Genomic DNA, 22,820 nt, shown 5'->3' with positions numbered 1-22,820 from the left:
AAATCCGGAAGCTTATTTCAGAAATAAAAAACTAAAAAAACTGCCTAAATACCGCCACTTTAAAAAGTCTTTTTTACACTTGTCCGTACTATTTTTTTAAACTAAATTTGCAGCGTTAATTGAACAACTTATACATTTACGATGATTCATTTCTTTGAAAACCAAAGCAACGCAATTTTTGCCGTACAAACTCAAGGCGAAATTTCGGCTCAAGATATTTCTAAACTGAACTGGCTTTTTGCCAATGCAATTAAAATAGAGAAATCCGTATTGACGGATTTTTTTGTTGGTCCCCGCGCAACAATGATTACACCTTGGAGTACCAACGCAGTGGAAATCACTCAAAATATGGGGATTTCAGGAATCATTCGTATCGAAGAATTTTATCGTACTTCAGAAGATTTTACTGATTTTGATCCGATGCTTTCTCAAAAATACACCGAATTAAATCAGGATATTTTTACTATCCATATTCAACCGGAATCTATTTTAGAAATCGATAACATTGAGGCTTACAACCAGCAGGAAGGTTTGGCTTTAAGCTCAGAAGAAGTAGAATATCTAAATAATTTGGCAACCAAATTAGAAAGAAAACTAACGGATTCTGAAATTTTTGCTTTCTCACAAGCGAATTCAGAGCACTGTCGTCACAAAATTTTCAACGGAACTTTTGTTATTGACGGTCAGGAAAAAGAAACTTCTCTTTTCAAATTAATCAAAAAAACATCTCAGGAAAATCCTAACGATATTGTTTCGGCTTACAAAGACAATGTGGCTTTTGTAAAAGGACCTAAAATCGAACAATTTGCTCCAAAAACGGCTGACAAAGCTGACTTTTACGAAGTAAAAGAATTTGATTCGGTTATTTCCTTAAAAGCAGAAACACACAACTTCCCTACAACTGTGGAGCCTTTCAACGGTGCTGCAACAGGTTCGGGAGGTGAAATTCGTGACCGTTTAGCAGGAGGACAAGGTTCGCTTCCTTTGGCAGGAACTGCGGTTTACATGACTTCTTACTCCCGTTTAGAAAAAGATAGTCCCGATAGCAATCGGGACTGGGAAAATGGTCTTGAAGAAAGAAAATGGTTGTACCAAACGCCAATGGACATCTTAATCAAAGCTTCAAACGGAGCTTCTGATTTTGGAAATAAATTTGGACAACCGCTTATTACAGGGTCACTTCTTACATTTGAACATAACGAAAATGACCGCAAATTAGGCTATGATAAAGTAATCATGCAGGCAGGAGGAATTGGTTTTGGAAAATTAGACCAGGCCATCAAACACAAACCACAGGAAGGTGATAAAATCGTTATTCTTGGTGGAGAAAATTATAGAATCGGAATGGGTGGAGCGGCTGTTTCTTCGGCTGATACCGGAGCTTTCGGTTCAGGAATTGAATTAAACGCGATTCAACGTTCAAATCCGGAAATGCAAAAACGTGCGGCTAATGCCATTCGCGGATTGGTAGAAAGCGACAACAACCCAATTGTTTCTATACACGATCACGGTGCAGGTGGACACCTAAACTGTCTTTCGGAATTAGTGGAAGAAACAGGAGGATTAATTGATTTAGACAAATTGCCTGTGGGTGACCCTACTCTTTCGGCTAAAGAAATAATTGGTAACGAATCTCAGGAAAGAATGGGATTGGTTATTGGTCAAAAAAACATTGATACGTTGCAAAGAATTGCCGACAGAGAGCGTTCGCCAATGTATCAGGTGGGAGATGTAACCGGAGATCACCGTTTTACATTCGAATCAAAAACTACCGGAGCTAAACCAATGGATTATGCTTTGGAAGATTTCTTCGGAAGTTCGCCAAAAACAGTTATTACCGATACTACTGTTGACTATAACTACGCTGAATTAGATTATACTAAAGATAAAATTGCTACTTATTTAGAAGCGGTTTTACAATTGGAAGCCGTTGCTTCTAAAGACTGGTTAACTAATAAAGTGGACCGTTGTGTGGGTGGAAAAGTAGCCAAACAACAATGTGCCGGACCATTACAATTGCCTCTAAACAACTGTGGTGTGGTCGCTTTAGATTTTAACGGAAAAGAAGGAATTGCCACTTCTATTGGTCATGCTCCTATTGCTGCTTTAATTGATCCGGTAGCAGGAAGCCGCAATGCCATTGCAGAATCTTTATCAAATATTATCTGGGCACCAATAAAAGACGGATTAGGCGGGATTTCATTGTCGGCTAACTGGATGTGGGCTTGTAAAAACGAAGGTGAAGATGCCCGTTTGTATGCTGCTGTTGAAGGTTGTTCGGATTTTGCAATCGAATTAGGAATCAATATTCCAACCGGAAAAGATTCGCTTTCAATGAAACAAAAATATCCAAATGACGAAGTAATCGCTCCGGGAACGGTTATTATTTCGGCTGCCGGTAACTGTACTGATATTAGAAAAGTAGTTGAACCTGTTTTACAAAAAGACGGTGGTTCTATCTATTATATCAATTTATCTCAGGATGAATTTAAATTAGGAGGTTCTTCATTTGCTCAAATCTTAAACAAAATTGGAGCTGAAACACCTACGATTAAAGACGCTGCTTTCTTTAAAAAAGCATTCAACACTATTCAGGAATTAATACTGGAAGGAAATATCGTCGCAGGTCACGATATTGGAAGCGGTGGTTTAATCACTACTTTATTAGAAATGTGTTTTGCTGATGTAAACTTAGGAGCTAAAATTGACTTTTCTCCCGAAGCGTCGGGATTCGAAGAAAAAGACATCATCAAATATCTTTTTGCTGAAAACATCGGAATTGTATTCCAGGCTAATGAAGACGCTGCTTTAGAAAACAAATTAAATGCTAACGGAGTTGCTTTCCACAAATTAGGAACAGTAACTAATGAAGCTACTTTAGACTTTGGTCCTTGTAAATTAGATATTGCTAAATACAGAGACGTTTGGTTTAAAACGTCGTTCTTATTAGACCAAAAACAATCTAAAAACGGAACAGCACAAGAGCGTTATGACAACTATAAAAACCAACCGTTAAACTTTAGTTTCCCGGCTCATTTTACAGGAAAAAAACCGGAAGTTGATGCTACAAAACCAAGACCAAAAGCGGCTATTATTCGTGAAAAAGGATCTAATTCCGAGCGTGAAATGGCAAACGCCATGTATTTAGCCGGTTTTGATGTAAAAGACATCCACATGACCGATTTGATTTCAGGTCGTGAGAATTTAGAAGATGTTCAATTTATTGGTGCTGTGGGTGGATTCTCCAATTCTGACGTATTAGGTTCTGCTAAAGGTTGGGCAGGAGCTTTCAAATACAACGAAAAAGCCAACAACGCTTTGAAAAACTTCTTCAAAAGAGAAGATACCTTATCTGTTGGAATTTGTAACGGTTGCCAATTATTCATGGAATTGGAAGTAATTAATCCGGAGCATGAAGTACACGGAAAAATGCTACACAACAACAGCCACAAGCACGAAAGTATCTTTACTTCGGTAACCGTACAGGAAAACAATTCTGTGATGTTATCAACTTTAGCCGGAACAACTTTGGGAGTTTGGGTTTCTCATGGTGAAGGTAAATTTAACTTACCAATGGGTGAAGAAAACTACAATATCGTTGGAAAATACGGTTACGACAGCTATCCTGCAAACCCTAATGGTTCCGACTTTAACACAGCGATGTTGTGTGATAAAACAGGACGTCACCTGGTAACCATGCCGCACATTGAGCGTTCGGTTTTCCAATGGAACTGGGCAAATTACCCAAGCCATAGAAACGACGAAGTTACTCCTTGGCAGGAAGCCTTTGTCAACGCCAGAAAGTGGATTGAAAACAACTAAATCATAATTTTTTAAATATTTAGAAAGCGTTCTTGAAAGAGAGCGCTTTTTTTGTGAGATAATTTTTATTTACAAAATTTAATTCCTTACATTTAAAACGAAATAACTTTTTAATTCTAAGAAACCAATCCATGAAAAAAACACTTTTAATTTTAGGAATAACGATACTTTCCTTTGCGGGAAATGCTCAAAATAATTCCAAAGAAGAGAAAATAAAACAACTACTGGAATTGTCCGGATCTGGAAAAATAGGCATTCAGGTCATGAATCAAATGATGGATTCTTTCAAAAAATCTTTTTCTGCTGTTCCTCAGGAATTTTGGGAAGAAGCCAAACAAGAAATGAAAGCGGACGATATTACTAACTTAATCACTCCTATTTACGCGAAATATTATACTGAAACTGATATCGACCAATTAATCAATTTTTACAACTCTCCTATTGGAAAAAAAATGGTTGCTACGATGCCTCAGGTGGTACAGGAATCGATGACGATGGGACAACAATGGGGCAAAGAAATTGGAGAAAAAGTTTTTGCCCGCCTAAAAGAAAAAGGTTACCTGGAAAAATAAAATACTATCAATAGCTTTGTTACAAACAACAAACCATAAAAACTCAAGATATGCCTTCACCAGTTTCTGAATGCTTGTATTGTCAGGAAAATGAAACCCTGCACAACCTAATGATTAAAATTACCGACCTGAAAGTATCGCAATTGTTCCTGTTCAAAGAACAATCTTACTCCGGTCGTTTAAATGTGGTTTACAAAGACCACGGCGTTGAATTTCACGAATTAAGTAACGAAGAGCGTAATGCTTTTATGGATGACGTTGCCACCGCGGCTAAAGCTATTGCCAAAGCTTTTAATCCGGACAAAATTAATTACGGAGCCTATGCCGACACCCTGTCGCATTTGCATTTTCACGTAGTTCCTAAATACAAAGATGGCTATGGTTTTGGAAGTGTTTTCGAAATGAATCCCAACAAAACCCAACTTACGGATGCTGAATATCAAACAGTAATCGAAAAAATCAAAGCGTTTTATAAAAACCTCAACTAATTTACACAGTAAAATCCTCTTTTAAATTCAATTTAAAAAGAGGATTTTTTGTTTATAAAACACAAATTATCTCCTATTTTAATTTGCTTTATCTGCTTTAAAATTTGAAAAAACAAAAACAATCTGTAACCATAAACAAAATTATTTCTGTATCTGTACTTGTTTTTAGGAAATAAATAGCTTTACCCAAAATAGCAACGTATGGAAACAACAGCACAACAACAAGCCAATTTTAATTTCAGAGCAATAACAATAGCAGATCTTGATACAATTATCAAACTGTATCAGGAGCAAAAAAAGGGAAACTCAAAACTCAACCAACACTTTGGATTACCACTTTTGGTAGCAGAATTAAACGATAAAATCGTTGGATATTCTTACGCATCAAACTTAAATTCAGACAAGTATCAGTTAAAAACATATATCGACACTGCTTTTGAACATTATTTCCTTCAGGAAAATTTGATTCAAAAATCAGAACTGTTTTTAAATGAAAAAGGGAAAAATTCGGCTTATAAAAATCTGGATTCTTCCATTACCCGACTTATTAACTGGTTAAACTATTCTTATTCTTAAAAAATCAAAAACGGTTACAGTTAGAATATTTATTACTTTTATAGGATACAAAAAAGTTAAGAATGCCCAGAGAGATTTTATATTTAAAAATTGCCCGAATCATTGAAGACCAAATTTCCTCCGGAACGTTAAAAACCGGAGAAAAACTGCCTTCTATCCGAACCATTCAAAAAATATACAATATTAGCATCAATACAGTAAAACAGGCTTTTTTAGAATTAGAAAGTAAATCGTTAATTGAATCAAAACCCAAATCCGGATTTTATGTAAGCCATTCTTTCCATAGCAAACTGGAGCTCCCTTCTGTAAGCCAGTTACAATTAAGTCAGCAGGAAAAAACTCCGGAAGACTTAATCAGTAAGGTATTCAACACTTTGACCCACAAAGATTTTACACAATTTGCGCTTGGAGTTGTGGATAAAAGTATGCTTCCCATTGCAAAACTCAACAAAGGAGTTGTAAAAGTTTTACGCAATTTAGAAGACAGCGGAACCGGTTACGAACCCGCTCAGGGAAATATTAATTTGAGAAGAAATATTGCCAAATGGTCTTTTACCTGGGACGGTCATTTGACAGAAGATGATATTGTGACTACTTCGGGAGCTTTAAATGCACTTTTTTATGCCTTAATAACCGTAACCGAGCCCGGTGATACAGTGGCTATCGAAAGTCCTGTTTATTTTGGCATTTTGCAAATGATAAAATCTTTGGGATTACATATTATCGAATTACCAACACATCCTGTTACCGGAATTTCAATTGAAGATTTAAAAAAAGTACTGCCTAAAATAAATGCCTGTTGTTTTGTGACCAATTTCAACAATCCTTTAGGAAGTTGTATGCCTGAAGAAAATAAAAAAGAAGTAGTTCACTTACTTAGCAAACATAATATTCCTTTGATTGAAGACGATTTATACGGTGATATTTTCTTTGGTGCCAGCCGACCAAAACCCTGCAAAGCTTTTGACGAAACAGGAAATGTGTTGTGGTGTGGTTCGGTATCGAAAACCTTAGCACCGGGCTATCGGGTAGGCTGGGTTGCACCGGGCAAATTCAAAGAAAAAACGATTCGAAAAAAACTACTAAATACCATGTCCAGTCCGCCCTTATATCAGGAAGTCATTGCCGATTTTATGGAGCACGGTCGCTATGAACACCATTTAAGAACTCTAAGAAATACCCTTTACAACAACTGCCTGCATTTTAAAAAAGCGATTGAAAAATATTTCCCGGAAAACACTAAAATTTCCAATCCTCAGGGCGGTTTTGTGCTTTGGTTAGAACTCGACCCGAGAATTGATACCGCGGTTTTATACGATATTGCCGTTCAACACAAAATAGGCTTTGCTCCCGGAAGAATGTTTACCCAACATAACCGTTACAACAACTGCATGCGGCTGAATTTTGCCATTAAATGGGATGAAAAAGTAGAAGACAGTCTCAAAACTTTAGGATTATTAATCAAACAACAATTACAATGAAAATTTATCAAATAGATGCTTTTACCAATGAAGTTTTTTCTGGAAATCCGGCTGCTGTTTGTCCATTAGACAAATGGATTAGTGAAGATTTGATGCAAAAAATTGCCGCCGAAAACAACCTTGCCGAAACCGTTTTTTATGTAAAAAACAACGAGCAATACGAAATCAGATGGTTTACTCCCACCGTTGAAGTTGATCTTTGCGGACATGCAACTTTAGCAGCCGCTTTTGTATTATTTAATTATGAAAATTATACTGATAATCTTATTAACTTTTTCTCTCCAAGAAGCGGCGATTTAACAGTAACAAAAGAAGGCAATTTACTTTCGTTAAATTTCCCAGTTGATACCTTGAAACCTCTGGAGTTAACCCCTCAAATAACGGATGGATTCAATATAAAGCCACAAAAAACATTTAAAGGTAAAACAGACTATTTGTTTGTTTTTGACCATGAAGATGAAATTCTGAACTTAGAACCTGATTTTGAAAAACTTTCAAAATGGCCCGTAAGAGGAATTATTGTTACTGCTCAAGGTAAAACTTCCGATTTTGTTTCCCGTTTTTTTGCGCCTCAATCCGGTATTAATGAAGATCCGGTTACGGGTTCGGCTCATACTACCCTGACTCCTTTTTGGGCAAAAGAATTAAACAAAACTAAATTTTCCGCCATTCAGCTTTCGAAACGCAAAGGTTATTTGGATTGTGAATTATTGGAAAACAGGGTTCGCATAAGTGGTTTTGCAAAATGTTATCTAATTGGTGAAATCTTTGTAAAATAAGAAAAGCCACTTTAAAAAAGTGGCTTTCTATAAAAAATTCATCAAACCCTAAAATGACAAATTCTGTTATTTTTATTAATCTAAATCGATTAAAGCATTTTCCATAAAAATAGCTGGCTCTCTCTCGTTTTGCCAATAATCTGCGAGAATACTTAAAACAACATCTTTCAAACCGTTAAAAGAACTTTCTGACTGATGTTCTTCATCTTTGATTACTTCAATAAGCAATTCATTTACTTTTCTAATTTTCTCTGAATTCGTCATCTTGGTACAGTGTTAATTAATACCCCGTTTAATTATATTGTAAAAGTATAGTAATTCCATTTTCTTTACAATACCCACTTTTAGTGATTTTTTAAAGCCTTTTTAATTAATTCTTAAGATTTGTCTTATTTAGTCTCTGAAATCATCTGAATATCCTGATAAATTTGTTTTAATCGCTTTTTCCAAAGTCGAAATAACACAAATAATTGAAATGAAAAAACAATACCTAAAAACAGCAGTATCAAAAACTTAGATATTGTAAAATCAATGGAATACGCAAAAAATAATAAAAAACCTGAAATCAAAGCAACACGGCTAAACACTGCTATAAAAGCATATTTCTTTAAACGATTGTAAAGTAATTCCAATGCAACTTTAACATTTGAACCGTCTGTTACATATTTATTATAAAAATAGCCATACAAACTATGCAAAATGGGCAATAAGAACGAAAAAATTAAAATATAATTTACCCAAAACGGTTTTTTATCACCGTCAAACATGGAAAAATAAACCAGCAAAAAAGCTATCCAAGCGCTTACTTCTATTTGAATTTGTCTTCTGATTTTTTTCAAAACCGGGTGACGGTTTTCCTGCAACATCAACAACAAAGCGGTCTCCTCTTTAGAAATCGTTTTTACTGTTTTCCATTCCGATTTTAAATCCTCTAATTCCATGATTTATTTTTTTAAAAGATTTTTAATTTTAGTCTTTATCCGATTGAGTTTTACCCCAACATAATTTTCATTTATTCCTAAAATTTCAGCCATTTGCTGATAGGATAATTCGTCAAAATACAGAGCAATCAATGCTTTTTCGCCATCTTCAAGCAAGTTTAAAACGGCAAATAACCGTTCTTCTCTCAACACTTGCTCGTCGCTAATGATTTCTTCGGCTAAATCGGGTAATTGAGACAGATAATTGATTTTTGTACTGTTTTTTCGGAAAGAAGCCAGAGCTGTATTCAAAGCTATCCGGTACATCCAGGTCTTTATTTGGGCTTCTCCCCGAAAATTAGGATAGGATTTCCACAATTGAAACACGATTTCCTGAAACAAATCTTCCCGGTCTTCAAAGCTGTCTCGATACAAACGAACAATTTTGTACAACATCGGCTGATATTGCGAAACAATTGCTAAAAATTCTTTTTCAACTGTGTTCATTGTTCCTCTATTTTAGAATAAACCAAAGTAACAAAATTCAGGATTAGCTTCATTTAACAGTCATTTTTAATTTTTCCTTTATCAAAAGAATCTCTTTTTTCATTTGAATATTTTCCATTTTTAAACTGTCCAGTTGCTCTTGTAGATTTCTATCTCTGATTTTTGATCTGCCTTCCGGCGAAGATTCCGGTCCTCAAGCCCATAACATAAAAAAAGTCGCTGCTATAAGAATTGTTTTCATAAGTAAAGATTTTAAAACATTAGTTGTTAATACTCTTAAAAACTTACATCTAAAATAAAATTTAACATTAAAAATTTGCGCAACCAATTAATTGCGATTAAATTAACAACCGATTGGTTTCATTAATTTAAATCCAAATGAGAAGAGATATTTTTCAGGCCATTGCCGATCCCACCCGCCGAGCTATAATAGGACTCATTGCTATTCAAGCCATGACACCTAACGCTATTGCCGAACATTTTGAAACCAGCCGACAAGCCATTTCAAAACATTTGAGAATCCTAACAGAATGCGAACTTTTAAAACAAGAGCAAAAAGGAAGGGAAATTTATTACCAGCTAGAACTTGAAAAAATGAAAGAAATTGACCAATGGCTTACCCAGTTTAAAGCCATTTGGGAAAACCGATTTAATGAATTAGATAACGTATTAGCAAACCTTAAAAATAAAACAGATGAAAACGAACCTACAATTTGACTTTATCGTCAACAAAGAAAACAACACGGTAAACGTAAAAAGAGAATTTGCAGCCCAACTTCCCTTAGTTTGGGATGCCTGGACTAAACCAGAAATTTTAGACTTATGGTGGGCTCCAAAACCTTATCAAACCAAAACAAAATCAATGGATTTTAGAGAAGGAGGCTCCTGGTTTTATGGCATGGTAAGTCCGGAAGGAATAATTCACTGGTGCAGAAACGATTATCAAAAAATTGAACTTTTAAAAAATTTCTCCGGTTTAGATGCTTTTTGCGACGAAAACGGTACAATTAACACCGATTTTCCCCGTACTATATGGACCAATACCTTTACGGATAATGGTGAAACCACTACTGTAAACATCGTTGCTCAATATGAAAAACTGGCCGATTTAGAACAAATCATCGCTATGGGATTCAAAGAAGGATTCACGATGGCTCTGGGAAATTTGGACGAATATTTAGAACAAATCACCAAATAATGCTCGCAATTAAACATTTCATCATAGGCTTAGTATTATTAGCCGGACAAATTGCTTTTAGCCAGATTCATTTAAAAATTGAAAAAAAGCAAAGTTATTTTACCGAAGGTAAAGACTCTGTTTTGACTTATCAGGCTGCCGAAAAATCATTGAACGGAAAATATATTCGTTCCAATTATATTCATCCCTTATACAATTTAGACGGTAGTGTTTTAAGTGAAGATTTTCCTGCCGATCACCTGCATCATCGGGGAATTTTCTGGGCGTGGCACCAATTATATATTGGCAACAAACGAATAGGCGACGGCTGGGAAATTGAAAATTTTAATTGGAAAGTGGCTTCGGTAAAAAAGAAAAAACAAAAAGACCACAATAAAGCCATACAAACTATAGTTCATTGGAAATCGCCTTTATGGAAAACAACAAGTGGTAAAGAAAAACCCTTTGTTAAAGAAACAACACTTATCAGAGTGCATCCAAAACAAGACCACTATCGCCTGATTGATATTGAAATTAGTTTATTGGCTTTAGAGCCTAACATGCGAATTGGCGGCTCGGAAGATGAAAAAGGTTATGGTGGTTTTTCACCAAGAATCAAACTGAACGAAGACGTTGTCTTTACAGCTCCAACAGGAAAAATCATCCCGACCAACCTAGCCATTCCTGCCAGTGAATGGATGGATATTTCGGGTTCTATTGGAAAAAATAAGCAATTGGCAGGATTGACAATTTTATGCAATCCACAAAATCCCGGCTTTCCAAATCCCTGGATTTTACGCGTCAAAAAAAGCATGCAAAACGCCGTGTATCCTTATCCGGGAGCAACAGCCGTTCCGATATCTGACAAAAAACCTACGGTCTTAAAATACCGTTTAATTGTTCACGATGGTACTGCTGACAGTGTTCCGATTAATCAAATTTATCAGGATTATAAAAATAAATAACGTTGAACTATTTATTAAAAAAGCCACAGATTATATAGATTTCAAAGATTACTTAAATAAATCTGTTTTAATCTGTAAAATCTGTGGCAAAAAAAAAGAATTTAAGCAACCTTTATTTTAAGGTACTACTTTATAAGTTGGGTCTTCCAAAATATTTACCTCAATGATTCCCTCGGCATTTTCAAGCAATACGCGGCAATCATCGCTTAAATGACGTAAATGCACGGTTTTCCCAATCTTAGCATAGCGCTCCGTAATTTTATGAACGGCATCAATAGCACTCATGTCGGCAATTTTACTTTCTTTAAAATCAATAATTACTTCGTTTGGATCATTCAAAACATCAAATTTTTCGGCAAATGCTGTCGTAGAAGCAAAAAATAACGGGCCGTAAATTTCATAATGCTTCACTCCTTTTTCGTCTGTATATTTTCTGGCTCTGATGCGTTTGGCACTTTCCCAGGCAAAAACTAAGGCCGAAATAATCACCCCTATCAAAACAGCCAAAGCCAGATTGTGCAGTAAAATAGTAACTATTGCTACCAGAACACCAACAAAAATATCCTGTTTAGGCATTTTGTTAATGATTCTCAAACTAATCCATTCAAAAGTACCAATGGCTACCATAAACATCACGCCCACTAAAGCCGCCATAGGCAATTTTTCAATCACCGGAGCGCCAAATAACACAATACAAAGGATTGTTAAAGCAGCTACAATTCCGGATAAACGCGCTCTGGAACCGGCAGACAAATTCACTAAAGTTTGTGCAATCATTGGACAACCTCCCATTCCAAAGAAAAATCCGTTCAAGATATTAGCACTTCCCTGAGCCACACATTCGCGGTTTCCATTTCCTTTTGTTCCGGTAATTTCATCTACCAAATTCAAAGTCAGTAAACCTTCGGTCAATCCTACGCAAGCCATAATCAGACCATAAGGAAAAATCAATTGTAAAGTTTCTAAATCTAAAGGAATATTCGGAATATGAAAAGGTGGAAATCCACCACTTACCGATGCAATATCGGCTACCGTTTTGGTTTCGATTCCCAATCCTAAAACCAATCCAAAGACCACAATAATAGCAACCAACGAAGCAGGAACTGCCTTTGTTATTTTAGGAAAAACCATTACAATAGCAATAGTCAAAGCAACTAAGCCCGCCATAATCATCAACGGTGCCCCTGTAAGCCAGGTACTCTCCCCGTTAACCACTTTTTTAAACTGCTCTATCTGAGACATAAAAATGATTACAGCCAAACCATTCACAAAACCAAACATCACTGGTTGTGGAACCAAACGAATAAACTTGCCCCATTTAAACACACCAATCAAAATCTGAATGACTCCCGCTAAAGCTACCGCAGCAAATACATAATCCAATCCATGCGATTTCATCAGAGCAATCAGCACAATTACCGTAGCTCCTGCTCCACCCGACACCAATCCGGGACGTCCGCCAAAAATAGCCGTAACCAATCCCATAATAAAAGCCGCATACAAACCTACTAAAGGTGGAAAACCAGCCAAAATAGCAAAAGAAAGCGACTCCGGAATCATCGTCATGGCGACTGTAAGACCAGCTAAAATTTCGGTTTTATAATTTACTTTCTGAGATAAATCAAATAAATTAAATACTTTTTTCATAAAAAAAAATTGAGTTTGTGATATCATTTCAATTATTGAAATCATATCGAAAAAAATTAATAAAATGGTTTAGGAATTATCCTTAGTGTGAATACAAAAATCGAAAGAAAGTAAAAACATGAAAAATATATCGCTGTTGAACAACAAATGAAATTATTGTGTATAACAAAATTGCCTTCAAAAATTGAATGCTCTTTTTTAGGAATGCCCTTCGATTTTAAAGATTAAAAATCAAGGCGGAGTAACGGCGATATAATAAGTAGTATTTTTCATAAATATGCTGCAAAAGTATTTTTTTTTAAATAAAAATGCAAATAAAAACAAATAACTTTGTTGTTACTTAAAAATAACGTAGCATCTAATAAAAATGGAAACCAACATTTTTTTCAAAGGCACTTTCGAATACAACTATCATTGCAATCAGCAACTTATTCAATTATTTGAAAAAGAACAGAAAAACATTCCCGAAAAATCCATTCAGTTACTCAATCATTTAATTAACGCTCAGGAAATTTGGAATGCCCGAATTTTAAACCAAAAACCGGATATTGAAGTTTGGGAAATACGTCCATTAGAAAATCTGAAAAAAATCAATGAAACTAATTACAGCGAAAGTCTCCACATTCTGGAAACCATTTATTTAAGCCAAAAAATAAATTATCAAAACTCTAAAGGAATTTCCTTTACTAATTCGGTTCAGGATATTCTTTTTCATGTGATTAATCATGCTACCTATCATCGTGCTCAAATAGCAACTGATTTAAAATCTCATAACATAGCACCGCTAAATTCCGATTATATTTTTTACAAAAGAGCCTAAACGCGAAAAAATACAGGATACTCAAGCTAAATCATTTTTCTATTTTGCAGCGCGTTTTTAGAAATCTAAATTAACACCCAAAAATGAACTATAAAAAACTATTCCTTTTCTTAACTATTCTAAGCATCACTTCTATTCAGGCTCAAGAAGTCCGAAAATCCATTTTACTAAATAAAAACTGGTTATTTTCCAAAGGTGATTTTAAAGAAGCCAGTCAAATTGGCTTTAACGATAAAAAATGGCAAAAAATCACTATCCCACACGATTGGGCTATTTACGGTCCATTTGACGAAAATAATGATGTTCAAAAAGTGGCCATTACCCAAAACTTAGAAAAAGAAGCCAAACGTCAAACCGGAAGAACCGGCGGATTGCCTTATATGGGTGTGGGTTGGTACAGAACTTCATTTAATGTTCCTGATTATCAAAAAGGACAACGCATTAGTCTGATTTTTGATGGAGCCATGAGCGAAGCCCGTGTTTCGGTGAATGGCAAAGAGGCTACTTTTTGGCCTTATGGGTACAACTCTTTTCATGTAGATGTTACCGATTTATTGACTACCGACGGACAAAAAAACCTGCTTGCTGTTCGCTTAGAAAACAAAGAACAATCATCCCGCTGGTATCCGGGAGCCGGATTGTACCGCAATGTGCATTTGGTCATCACAAACCCCGTTCACGTGCCGGTTTGGGGAACTTATATCACCACTCCTTATGTGGCTAAAGATTATGCATCGGTTCGATTAGAAACCAAATTAGAAAATGTTCCTAATAAAACCGAAATCAGAATTGAAACCAACATTCTGGATAAAAGCGGAAAAGTGATTGCCACTAAAAATGATACCCGCAAAATGAATCATGGCGAACCATTTGTTCAAAATTTCACCGTAAACAATCCAGCTTTATGGTCTCCGGAAACACCAATTTTATACAATGCTGTTTCTAAAGTGTTTTTAAAAGACCAATTAGTAGATACTTATACGACCCGTTTTGGCATCCGTGATATTAAGTTTATTGCCGATAAAGGTTTTTTCCTCAACGGAAAACTGCGTAAATTTCAGGGCGTGTGTAACCACCATGATTTAGGACCATTAGGAGCAGCAATCAATGTGGCTGCTTTGCGCCGTCAATTTACTTTGTTAAAAAATATGGGTTGCGATGCCATTCGTACGGCGCACAACATGCCGGCGCCTGAATTAGTTGCTTTGTGTGACGAAATGGGTTTTATGATGATGATTGAACCTTTTGACGAATGGGATAAGGCCAAATGCAAAAACGGCTACCACCGCTTTTTTGACGAATGGGCAGAGAAAGATATGATTAATATGTTGCATCAGTACCGCAATAATGCATCGGTAGTTTTATGGAGCATTGGAAATGAAGTACCTACCCAATGCAGTGCTGACGGTTACAAGGTGGCGAAGTTTTTACAGGACATCTGCCACCGCGAAGACCCAACAAGATTGGTAACCTGCGGTATGGATCAGGTGAGCTGCGTACTGGAAAACGGATTTGCTAATATGATTGATATTCCGGGATTTAACTATCGTGTAAACCGTTATGAAGAAGGTTATGCCAAATTATCCCAAAACATGCTTTTAGGTTCCGAAACTACTTCAACGGTTAGTTCGCGTGGGATTTATAAATTTCCGGTTGAAAAAAAACTGGATGCTAAATATGAGGATCATCAATCCTCTTCTTATGATTTTGAAGCCTGTTCCTGGTCTAATCTGCCGGATTTAGATTTTGCCATGTCCGATGATAAAGAATGGACTTTAGGGCAATTTGTCTGGACCGGATTTGATTATTTGGGCGAACCAAGTCCGTATAGTATCAATTCCTGGCCTAATCACAGTTCGATGTTTGGAATTATCGATTTGGCAAGCATTCCTAAAGACCGTTACTATTTGTACCGCAGCATTTGGAATAAAAATGCCGAAACCCTGCATATTTTGCCGCATTGGAACTGGGAAGACAAGGAAGGTCAGATTGTTCCTGTTTTTGCATATACCAATTATCCAACGGCTGAATTGTTTGTAAACGGAAAAAGTTACGGCAAACAAACTAAAAACAATGTCTCCATCGAAAACCGTTACCGATTGATGTGGATGGATGTCAAATACGAACCGGGCGAGATAAAAGTCGTTGCTTATGATGCCAATGGTACTAAAAAAACTGAAAAAATTATCCGCACCGCCGGAAAACCACACCATATCGAATTGATTCCGGACAGAACCGAAATGCAGGCCAATGGTAGCGATTTAGTTTACATCACTGTAAGAATGGTAGACAAAGACGGTAATTTGTGTCCAAATGCACAAGATTTGGTTCAATTCACAGCAGCCGGAGCAGGAAATTACAGAGCCGCTGCCAATGGGGATCCTACTTGTCTGGATTTGTTTCATTTGCCAAAAATGCACTTGTTCAACGGACAGTTAACCGCCATTGTACAAGCGGGTGAAAAAAACGGAAAACTGACTTTTGAAGCTAAAGCTAAAGGGGTTAAATCCGGGAAATTACCATTGGAGGTGAAGTAAATTTTCAAAATAACTTCTAAAAAATTAATTTATAAATCAAAAAACTCTTATGAAAATCAAAATAATAGTTGCTTGTTTTGTATTATTAACTTCTCTCTTTTCCTGTAAAACTATTTTCAGTGAAGACTTCAATAACAATGATAATAATTGGGAACTGTATAAAGATAACAAAGAGTTTTTGGTCAATATCGCAGAAGGTAAATTACATGTTGAGAAATTTTCTCTAAACCGTATTAACAATGGATGTCTTTGGTATAAAAAAGAAATAAAGAATTTTGATACCTCTAAGGATTTTTCAATACAATTTATGGCAAAAATTATTAAATGTGAAGATGTTGTTAATCATATTGATTTTCAATGGGGTGATTTAAATAGTAATCAAAAGAGACTTTATCAAATTGATTTTGGAAACTCTGGCTTGATCCGTCTCAATTATTTTGACAAAGGCTGGTCTTATTTGTTTGAAAAAAAATTAGCTCTAAATAATATTACTCCTTCTAATCAATTTTCTGTTCAAAAAAAGGACAGAGACAAAACAGTTTATTATCCAGTAAAAGCCAATGAATTTAACAAATATGAAATTATCCAAAAGGGTAATTACTGCACAATTAAAATTAACGACATTAAAGTATTATCCAAAAAAATCAAAATAACTGCTGGTAATTCTATTGGAATTCAGCAGTGTCTTAGATCTTCTTGGGAAATAGATAAAATTGTAATCAAACAATAAAAACAACGAACAATAATAAATTTTTATTGAATATCAATAAATATTTAGTACTTTTGAACTATTGTTTCACTTTTATCCTATCCTTTATGAAACGCATTTCAATAGTATTCCTCCAAACAGTTGTACTGCTTATTGGCTTAATTGCATTAATCATTTTGATTCGCTTTCCAATGACCGAAGGCAGAGCCCAAAACTTAGACCTGTTCCACATTTATGCTGACCCGCTTATCCTTTATGCTTATGCTTCATCCATTGCGTTTTTTGTGGCTTTGTACAAAGCTTTTCAAATTTTAGGCTTTATACGAAAAAATGAATTATTTACCACAAACACGGTGAAAGCTTTAAAAAGCATAAAATTTTGCGCCATTATCTTATGTGTTTTGATAGCTGGAGCCGGAATTTATATCAGGATTTTTCATCATCCCGATGATGATCCTGCGGGATTTCTGGCTATGTGTATAATTCTTATTTTTATTGGGATTGCCGTGGCAACTGCGGTGGCGGTGCTTGAAAAAGTGCTGCAAAACGCTATCGATATGAAAAATGAAAATGACCTAACCATTTAAGCCATGCCTATTATTGTAAACCTTGACGTGATGATGGCTAAGCGAAAAATGTCCCTGAACGAACTTTCTGAAAAAGTAGATTTGACCTTATCCAATCTTTCTATTCTTAAAACCGGAAAAGCCAAAGCCATCCGTTTCAGTACACTCGAAGCCATCTGTAAAGCCTTAGACTGTCAGCCTGGCGATATCTTAGAATATGTCAATGATGAGGAATAAAGAGTAAAAAGGCAGAACAATAAAGGAAAATTCATTTTTGATGTTCAATTTGCGTCTGTTCGAGTTGAAAACCAATTTGCGACAGAAAATTGGTTTGAAGTATCGAGAACCATTCTACAAACAAAACTTCTCGTCCCGATAGCTATCGGGACATTTTTTATTCCGTTACGCTCCATAAACACTCGAAGTGATGGCATTACTGATTTAACCCAATGAATAATAAATTCCTCCGGCAATAAACTAATCGTGCTGATTTGTTTTTTATTTGCTTTTATTTTCGAAAATTATTTATTTTTTTCGAAAAATCTGTTTTTCGTTTGTAATTGTGATTTTAAGTCTTAATTTTACAAGAATACAAAAACAATAACAAGTAGCGTAATAAAAGAAATGGAACGAATTTTTGCAGAATATTATATCGAAACACCTTATGAAGTGGAACAGGCTGCTGCGGTTTTGGCCGGCGAACAATCCTCAGGGACTTTTGTATCCGTTCCTGGAGAAACTGCCGAACTCAAACAGCGTTTTGCTGCCCGTGTAGAACATATTGAAAAACTGAATTTGGTTGACGAACCTTCGATTCCGGGTAATGCAATTTCGGGTAAAAAATACCAAAGAGCCAAGGTTCAGGTAAGTTGGTCCATCGAAAATTTTGGCTACAATCTGCCGGTTTTAATTAGTACTTTACAGGGTAATTTATACGAAATCAGTCAGTTTACCGGATTGAAATTAATGGATTTTGAAGTTCCGGATTCGTTTAAAAATCATTTCCGCGGACCGCAATTTGGAATCAAAGGTTCTAAAGCTTCTTGTGGCGTAGACGACAGACCGATGATTGGAACCATTATCAAGCCAAGCGTGGGGATGAGTCCTGAAGAAACTGCCGCTTTGGTTAAAACCTTAATCGATGCAGGAATCGATTTTATCAAGGATGATGAGTTAATGGGAACTACAGCTAACTCTCTTTTTGAAGACCGTGTAAACGTTATTATGAAAGTAATTAACGAACATGCCCACAAAACCGGCAAAAAAGTAATGTATGCATTCAACATCAGTGACGAAATTGATGCGATGCAACGCAAATACGAGCATATTCAAAAAAACGAAGGAACTTGTGCCATGATTAGCATTAACAGTGTTGGATTGAGCGGTACAAAAAAAATATGTGATCAGGGTGAATTGGTTATTCACGGTCATAGAAACGGTTGGGGTATGTTGAACCGCCATCCGTTATTAGGAATTGAATTTCCGGCTTACCAAAAAATTTGGCGTTTAGCCGGTGTAGATCAAATGCACGTAAACGGAATTCAGAATAAGTTTTGGGAATCGGACGATTCGGTTGTAAAATCGATACAATCCTGTTTAAAACCATTTGTGTGTGGCAACAATCCTTTGCCGGTAGTTTCTTCGGGACAATGGGGCGGACAAGCACCTGAAACTTACAGAAGAACCCAAACCACCGACTTATTATACATGGCCGGAGGTGGAATTTTAGCCCATCCAATGGGAGCCACTGCGGGTGTTAACGCCTTACAACAAGCCTGGAAAGCAGCTGTTGACGGATTATCTGTTGAAAAAGCCGCTTTGCAGTATCCTGAATTTGCAGCATCAGTAAAAAAATTCTCAAAATAATGAACAAAGCACATCCCCTATTATTAGCATACTATGGAGATGATTTTACAGGCTCCACCGATGCCTTGGAATTTCTGACTTTGGCCGGAATTAAAACGGTTCTTTTTCTTCGTCCGCCGTTGCATAAAGATTTGGATTTTTTTCCCGGGGTTCAGGCTATTGGATTGGCGGGAAAAAGCCGTTCGATGGCTCCCAAAGAAATGGAAGAAGAGTTATTCCCTGCCTTTGAAACCTTAAGAGATTTCAATGCCGAGCAGGTACACTATAAAGTTTGTTCGACATTCGATTCGGCGCCACATGTGGGAAACATTGGTAAAGCCATAGAAATTGGCAGCGAAGTTTTCAATCAAAAAACAACTTTCGTTTCACCAGCTGCTCCACATTTAGGACGTTATTGTGCTTTTGGAAATTTATTTGCCAAAATGGGTACCAGCGGAAACGGCGAAATCCACCGCATTGACCGTCATCCGTCCATGAGCAAGCATCCGGTAACTCCGGCTCATGAAGCCGATTTGAGATTGCATTTGGCACAGCAAACAACAAAAAGTATTGATTTAATCAATATTACGACTATTGAAAAAGGTTCAGATGCTGTTTTAGATGAAATTCAGGCAAAAGAACATGTCCAAATTCTGTTTTTGGACGGACTGAATCAGGAACATTTAAAAACCATCGGAACGGTTTTGCACCAAAAAGGAAAAGAAAAAACACTTTTTACGGTGGGTTCTTCCGGAATCGAAATGGCTTTAGGACTGGCATGGAATGCCGACAAAATCATTCAAAATAGCTTCGAATTCAAAAACCCCGGAGCAGCAAGTCCGTTATTAGTAGTATCAGGAAGCTGTTCGCCGGTTACCGCAGGGCAAATTGAATTTGCAACGACAAATGGTTTTGAAAGCGTAGCATTAGCTTCTAAAGTCATGCATCACGACCATCAGGAACAAAGCATTGCCGAAGTAGCCGAAAAAATCACCGAACTCTTAAAAGCCGGAAAAAATATCGTTTTGCATACCAGTATTGGTTCAAATGATTCCAGAATTGCCGAAACCGAAGCTTATTTAAAACACAGCGGTTTAACGGCAAAAGAAGTCCAAAAACAAAGCAGTAAAATTTACGGAAGGGTTTTGGGACAAATTATCAAAACGACTTTACAATCGGTAAAAATACAACGCATCCTTTTTGCCGGAGGCGATACTTCCAGTTATGCCGCTTCTGAATTAGGCATTTTTGCTTTGGAAATGATTGCACCACTGGCACCAGGTGCTCCGCTTTGCAAAGCCATTTCTGAAGATGAAAAAGTAAACGGTTTAGAACTTAATTTTAAAGGAGGTCAGGTAGGTACGCCTGATTATTTTATCAAAGTACAACAAGGAGAAAAATTATAATACATAAAAAAAAACATGAAAGCAAAAACATTAGGATTCGTACATACTTCAGCGACATTAGTTCCCTTATTCCAACAATTAACAGCGGAACACTTAAGTGGTGTAGAAACCTTCAATATTGTAGATGACAGTTTGATTAAAGATGTTATCAAAAAAGGAAAATTAATGCCTAACACGGCTGCCCGAGTGGTCAATCATGTAAAAGCTGCCGAAGAAGCCGGTGCCGACGTGATTTTGGTAACCTGTTCTTCTATTGGTGTCGCGATCGAAACAGCTGCAACTTTAAGCTCGGTTCCGGTGGTACGTGTGGATCAGGCTATGGCAGACGAAGCTGTCCAAATTAGTAATAAAATTGGCGTAATTGCGACCTTGCCAACTACTTTAGAACCAACCTCTGATTTGGTACGAAGAAGAGCCTTAGCAGCAGGAAAAGACGTAAATATTACATCTAAATTATGCGAGGGAGCTTTTGAAGCCTTAATGAGCGGCGATGCGGCCAAACATGACGAAATGGTTGCCAAAACCTTAAAAGAATTAATGCAGGAAGTGGGCGTAATTGTCTTGGCTCAGGCCTCTATGGCTCGTGTAGTGGACGGATTAAGCGAAGCGGAAAAAGTAGTTCCAATCTTAGCCAGTCCGGCGATTGCCATGAAAAAATTAGCCGAAATCTATTTCTAATAAAAATCTTATGCGTAAATTCTTCCTTTGGATTAGTCCTCTCCTATTTATTCTGGCAGCAATTGGTTGGTTTTCACAAATTGACAACCTCTGGAAAATTAGTTTAATCACTGCTTTTTCTAGTTTAGCCATCGGAATTGGACACAGCAAATTGTTGAGTGGTTACCAGTACACCTGCTGGATTATTACCGCAGTTTGTGCCGGTTTGATTTACCCGCAAACATTTCTGCATATCGGAGAAGTCGATTTACGCAACAAATGGCTCATTTTAATCATCATCCAACTGGTGATGTTTGGCATGGGAACCCAAATGAGCATTGAAGATTTTACCGGCATTCGTAAATCGGGAAAAGGAGTTTTGATAGGTTTATTGGGACATTTTACCATCATGCCGATTACGGGTTTTATTTTGGCAAAAACCTTTCATTTTGAACCGGAAATTGCAGCGGGAATCATCCTAATTGGTTCCTGCAGCAGTGGTTTGGCTTCAAATGTAATGACCTATATTGCCAAAGGAAATTTGGTTTTATCGGTAACGGTAACCGCTATTTCTACCTTGGCAGCGCCAATTATGACGCCATTTTTGATGAAAATTTTTGCCGGAACTATGGTAGATGTGAAATTTTTCAATATGATGATGGAAATTATCAAGATTGTTTTGATTCCGCTTTCGGCAGCGATGATTCATGATATTTTAAAAAATTATGGCACTACTGCACGCAAACAAATTGATATTTTAAGCAGTATCGCTGCCATTTGGTTAGTAATACTTTTGTTTTTCAACTCTTCTTTTAACTATGAAACAACCAGTACTATTGCCCATCTGATTGAAATTAGTGCTTTTATAGCCGGTGCATTTTTAGTTGGTAAAATGTATCATCTGGCATACAAAGCCTATCCAAAAATTGACGGTCTGATGCCTTATTTTTCCATGTTTGGAATTATCTATTTTACACTGGTGACTACCGCTGCCGGAAGAGATAATCTCATCCAAATTGGATTTATTCTTTTCTTAGTAGCTATTCTTCACAACGGAGCAGGTTATTTCTTTGGCTATTACCTGAGTCGCATTTGCGGTTTAGACAAAAGCAGCAGCCGTACCATTGCCTTCGAAGTAGGCTTGCAAAACGGCGGAATGGCTTCCGGACTGGCCGGCTCCATGGGAAAACTGGCTACTGTAGGTTTAGCTTCGGCAGTATTTAGTCCGTGGATGAATGTTTCCGGTTCATTATTAGCCAACTATTGGCGAAAAAAAGCTGAAAAGGAAGAAAAAGAATAAATCATTCTAACAATAGGATCATATTAATAAATCACCTAGGTATCTG

General features: G+C 36.6%; 22 protein-coding genes. 18 read left to right on the top strand and 4 right to left on the bottom strand.

From position 1 onward, the window contains the following. Positions 1-141 precede the first annotated feature (141 nt). The 6 genes from purL (at position 142) to H599_RS0111510 (ending at position 7,718) form a co-directional block, all read left to right on the top strand. Positions 142-3,822, top strand: a complete 3,681-nt coding sequence (gene purL / locus H599_RS0111535; RefSeq protein WP_026714282.1) for a phosphoribosylformylglycinamidine synthase — start codon at positions 142-144, stop codon at positions 3,820-3,822. Between the two features lie 131 nt (positions 3,823-3,953). Then, positions 3,954-4,394 (top strand): DUF2059 domain-containing protein, encoded by a 441-nt coding sequence (locus H599_RS0111530; protein ID WP_026714281.1) that lies wholly within the window; start codon positions 3,954-3,956, stop codon positions 4,392-4,394. 50 nt (positions 4,395-4,444) lie between these two features. Next, complete coding sequence (locus H599_RS0111525) at positions 4,445-4,882, top strand: HIT family protein (RefSeq protein WP_026714280.1); 438 nt, start codon at positions 4,445-4,447, stop codon at positions 4,880-4,882. A gap of 201 nt (positions 4,883-5,083) precedes the next feature. Next, positions 5,084-5,458 (top strand): hypothetical protein, encoded by a 375-nt coding sequence (locus tag H599_RS0111520; RefSeq protein ID WP_026714279.1) that lies wholly within the window; start codon positions 5,084-5,086, stop codon positions 5,456-5,458. Positions 5,459-5,520: 62 nt separating this feature from the next. Beyond that, entirely contained in the window at positions 5,521-6,939 is a 1,419-nt protein-coding gene (locus H599_RS0111515; protein ID WP_026714278.1) for an aminotransferase-like domain-containing protein, read from the top strand. Further along, positions 6,936-7,718 (top strand): PhzF family phenazine biosynthesis protein, encoded by a 783-nt coding sequence (locus H599_RS0111510; RefSeq protein WP_035141505.1) that lies wholly within the window; start codon positions 6,936-6,938, stop codon positions 7,716-7,718. Before H599_RS0111515 ends, H599_RS0111510 begins: the two co-directional genes overlap by 4 nt. A gap of 75 nt (positions 7,719-7,793) precedes the next feature. Here the strand turns inward: H599_RS0111510 and H599_RS0111505 are convergent, their stop codons facing one another. The 3 genes from H599_RS0111505 to H599_RS0111495 all read right to left on the bottom strand — a co-directional run bounded on the left by H599_RS0111505 (position 7,794) and on the right by H599_RS0111495 (position 9,145). Continuing rightward, positions 7,794-7,982, bottom strand: coding sequence for a hypothetical protein (locus H599_RS0111505; RefSeq protein WP_026714276.1), 189 nt, complete (start codon positions 7,980-7,982; stop codon positions 7,794-7,796). Between the two features lie 125 nt (positions 7,983-8,107). Then, complete coding sequence (locus H599_RS0111500; RefSeq protein ID WP_026714275.1) at positions 8,108-8,659, bottom strand: hypothetical protein; 552 nt, start codon at positions 8,657-8,659, stop codon at positions 8,108-8,110. A gap of 3 nt (positions 8,660-8,662) precedes the next feature. Beyond that, a complete protein-coding gene (locus H599_RS0111495) occupies positions 8,663-9,145 on the bottom strand; it encodes an RNA polymerase sigma factor (protein WP_026714274.1) in 483 nt (160 codons plus the stop codon). Between the two features lie 378 nt (positions 9,146-9,523). On the opposite strand from H599_RS0111495, the gene H599_RS0111490 reads away from it, so the two are divergent. The 3 genes from H599_RS0111490 to H599_RS0111480 are packed head-to-tail and all read left to right on the top strand — an operon-like array spanning position 9,524 to position 11,287. Further along, on the top strand, positions 9,524-9,862 hold the full coding sequence (locus tag H599_RS0111490; protein WP_026714273.1) for an ArsR/SmtB family transcription factor: 339 nt from the start codon (positions 9,524-9,526) through the stop codon (positions 9,860-9,862). Continuing rightward, positions 9,840-10,343, top strand: a complete 504-nt coding sequence (locus H599_RS0111485; protein WP_026714272.1) for an SRPBCC family protein — start codon at positions 9,840-9,842, stop codon at positions 10,341-10,343. The genes H599_RS0111490 and H599_RS0111485 overlap by 23 nt, the downstream gene beginning before the upstream one ends. Then, positions 10,343-11,287 (top strand): DUF6807 family protein, encoded by a 945-nt coding sequence (locus H599_RS0111480; RefSeq protein WP_035141504.1) that lies wholly within the window; start codon positions 10,343-10,345, stop codon positions 11,285-11,287. Before H599_RS0111485 ends, H599_RS0111480 begins: the two co-directional genes overlap by 1 nt. A gap of 117 nt (positions 11,288-11,404) precedes the next feature. Here H599_RS0111480 and H599_RS0111475 read toward each other — a convergent pair whose 3' ends face one another. Continuing rightward, positions 11,405-12,934, bottom strand: a complete 1,530-nt coding sequence (locus H599_RS0111475) for a SulP family inorganic anion transporter (protein WP_026714270.1) — start codon at positions 12,932-12,934, stop codon at positions 11,405-11,407. 367 nt (positions 12,935-13,301) lie between these two features. On the opposite strand from H599_RS0111475, the gene H599_RS0111470 reads away from it, so the two are divergent. The 9 genes from H599_RS0111470 (at position 13,302) to H599_RS0111430 (ending at position 22,774) form a co-directional block, all read left to right on the top strand. After that, entirely contained in the window at positions 13,302-13,754 is a 453-nt protein-coding gene (locus tag H599_RS0111470) for a DinB family protein (RefSeq protein WP_026714269.1), read from the top strand. Between the two features lie 83 nt (positions 13,755-13,837). Further along, positions 13,838-16,291 (top strand): DUF4982 domain-containing protein, encoded by a 2,454-nt coding sequence (locus H599_RS0111465; protein WP_026714268.1) that lies wholly within the window; start codon positions 13,838-13,840, stop codon positions 16,289-16,291. Positions 16,292-16,340: 49 nt separating this feature from the next. Beyond that, positions 16,341-17,021: a family 16 glycoside hydrolase gene (locus H599_RS0111460; protein ID WP_026714267.1), complete on the top strand. Its 681-nt coding sequence runs from the start codon at positions 16,341-16,343 to the stop codon at positions 17,019-17,021. An 86-nt stretch (positions 17,022-17,107) separates the two neighbouring features. Next, positions 17,108-17,587 (top strand): DUF2975 domain-containing protein, encoded by a 480-nt coding sequence (locus tag H599_RS0111455; RefSeq protein ID WP_026714266.1) that lies wholly within the window; start codon positions 17,108-17,110, stop codon positions 17,585-17,587. A 3-nt stretch (positions 17,588-17,590) separates the two neighbouring features. Beyond that, on the top strand, positions 17,591-17,803 hold the full coding sequence (locus H599_RS0111450; protein WP_026714265.1) for a helix-turn-helix domain-containing protein: 213 nt from the start codon (positions 17,591-17,593) through the stop codon (positions 17,801-17,803). 387 nt (positions 17,804-18,190) lie between these two features. Beyond that, a complete protein-coding gene (locus tag H599_RS0111445; protein WP_026714264.1) occupies positions 18,191-19,432 on the top strand; it encodes a ribulose-bisphosphate carboxylase large subunit family protein in 1,242 nt (413 codons plus the stop codon). Further along, positions 19,432-20,817, top strand: a complete 1,386-nt coding sequence (locus H599_RS0111440; RefSeq protein WP_026714263.1) for a four-carbon acid sugar kinase family protein — start codon at positions 19,432-19,434, stop codon at positions 20,815-20,817. Before H599_RS0111445 ends, H599_RS0111440 begins: the two co-directional genes overlap by 1 nt. 15 nt (positions 20,818-20,832) lie before the next feature. Then, positions 20,833-21,495 carry an aspartate/glutamate racemase family protein gene (locus H599_RS0111435; RefSeq protein ID WP_026714262.1) on the top strand — a complete coding sequence of 221 codons (663 nt, stop codon included), beginning with the start codon at positions 20,833-20,835 and terminating at the stop codon, positions 21,493-21,495. Between the two features lie 10 nt (positions 21,496-21,505). Beyond that, entirely contained in the window at positions 21,506-22,774 is a 1,269-nt protein-coding gene (locus H599_RS0111430) for a bile acid:sodium symporter family protein (protein WP_026714261.1), read from the top strand. Positions 22,775-22,820 lie beyond the last annotated feature (46 nt).

The organism is Flavobacterium daejeonense DSM 17708 (assembly GCF_000425425.1).
GTDB lineage: Bacteria > Bacteroidota > Bacteroidia > Flavobacteriales > Flavobacteriaceae > Flavobacterium > Flavobacterium daejeonense.
Note: the sequence above shows the minus strand (reverse complement) of the source record. Positions and strands in the feature narration are given on the sequence as shown.

Excerpts from the sequence above, each read along its gene's own strand:
- H599_RS0111475 (WP_026714270.1), bottom strand. The coding sequence starts at position 12,934 with ATGAAAAAAGTATTTAATTTATTTGATTTATCTCAGAAAGTAAATTAT.
- H599_RS0111450 (WP_026714265.1), top strand. The coding sequence starts at position 17,591 with ATGCCTATTATTGTAAACCTTGACGTGATGATGGCTAAGCGAAAAATG.
- H599_RS0111530 (WP_026714281.1), top strand. The coding sequence starts at position 3,954 with ATGAAAAAAACACTTTTAATTTTAGGAATAACGATACTTTCCTTTGCG.
- H599_RS0111510 (WP_035141505.1), top strand. The coding sequence starts at position 6,936 with ATGAAAATTTATCAAATAGATGCTTTTACCAATGAAGTTTTTTCTGGA.
- H599_RS0111505 (WP_026714276.1), bottom strand. The coding sequence starts at position 7,982 with ATGACGAATTCAGAGAAAATTAGAAAAGTAAATGAATTGCTTATTGAA.
- H599_RS0111465 (WP_026714268.1), top strand. The coding sequence starts at position 13,838 with ATGAACTATAAAAAACTATTCCTTTTCTTAACTATTCTAAGCATCACT.
- H599_RS0111455 (WP_026714266.1), top strand. The coding sequence starts at position 17,108 with ATGAAACGCATTTCAATAGTATTCCTCCAAACAGTTGTACTGCTTATT.
- H599_RS0111490 (WP_026714273.1), top strand. The coding sequence starts at position 9,524 with ATGAGAAGAGATATTTTTCAGGCCATTGCCGATCCCACCCGCCGAGCT.
- purL (WP_026714282.1), top strand. The coding sequence starts at position 142 with ATGATTCATTTCTTTGAAAACCAAAGCAACGCAATTTTTGCCGTACAA.
- H599_RS0111485 (WP_026714272.1), top strand. The coding sequence starts at position 9,840 with ATGAAAACGAACCTACAATTTGACTTTATCGTCAACAAAGAAAACAAC.
- H599_RS0111520 (WP_026714279.1), top strand. The coding sequence starts at position 5,084 with ATGGAAACAACAGCACAACAACAAGCCAATTTTAATTTCAGAGCAATA.
- H599_RS0111480 (WP_035141504.1), top strand. The coding sequence starts at position 10,343 with ATGCTCGCAATTAAACATTTCATCATAGGCTTAGTATTATTAGCCGGA.
- H599_RS0111445 (WP_026714264.1), top strand. The coding sequence starts at position 18,191 with ATGGAACGAATTTTTGCAGAATATTATATCGAAACACCTTATGAAGTG.
- H599_RS0111515 (WP_026714278.1), top strand. The coding sequence starts at position 5,521 with ATGCCCAGAGAGATTTTATATTTAAAAATTGCCCGAATCATTGAAGAC.
- H599_RS0111500 (WP_026714275.1), bottom strand. The coding sequence starts at position 8,659 with ATGGAATTAGAGGATTTAAAATCGGAATGGAAAACAGTAAAAACGATT.
- H599_RS0111430 (WP_026714261.1), top strand. The coding sequence starts at position 21,506 with ATGCGTAAATTCTTCCTTTGGATTAGTCCTCTCCTATTTATTCTGGCA.
- H599_RS0111525 (WP_026714280.1), top strand. The coding sequence starts at position 4,445 with ATGCCTTCACCAGTTTCTGAATGCTTGTATTGTCAGGAAAATGAAACC.
- H599_RS0111495 (WP_026714274.1), bottom strand. The coding sequence starts at position 9,145 with ATGAACACAGTTGAAAAAGAATTTTTAGCAATTGTTTCGCAATATCAG.
- H599_RS0111460 (WP_026714267.1), top strand. The coding sequence starts at position 16,341 with ATGAAAATCAAAATAATAGTTGCTTGTTTTGTATTATTAACTTCTCTC.
- H599_RS0111470 (WP_026714269.1), top strand. The coding sequence starts at position 13,302 with ATGGAAACCAACATTTTTTTCAAAGGCACTTTCGAATACAACTATCAT.
- H599_RS0111440 (WP_026714263.1), top strand. The coding sequence starts at position 19,432 with ATGAACAAAGCACATCCCCTATTATTAGCATACTATGGAGATGATTTT.
- H599_RS0111435 (WP_026714262.1), top strand. The coding sequence starts at position 20,833 with ATGAAAGCAAAAACATTAGGATTCGTACATACTTCAGCGACATTAGTT.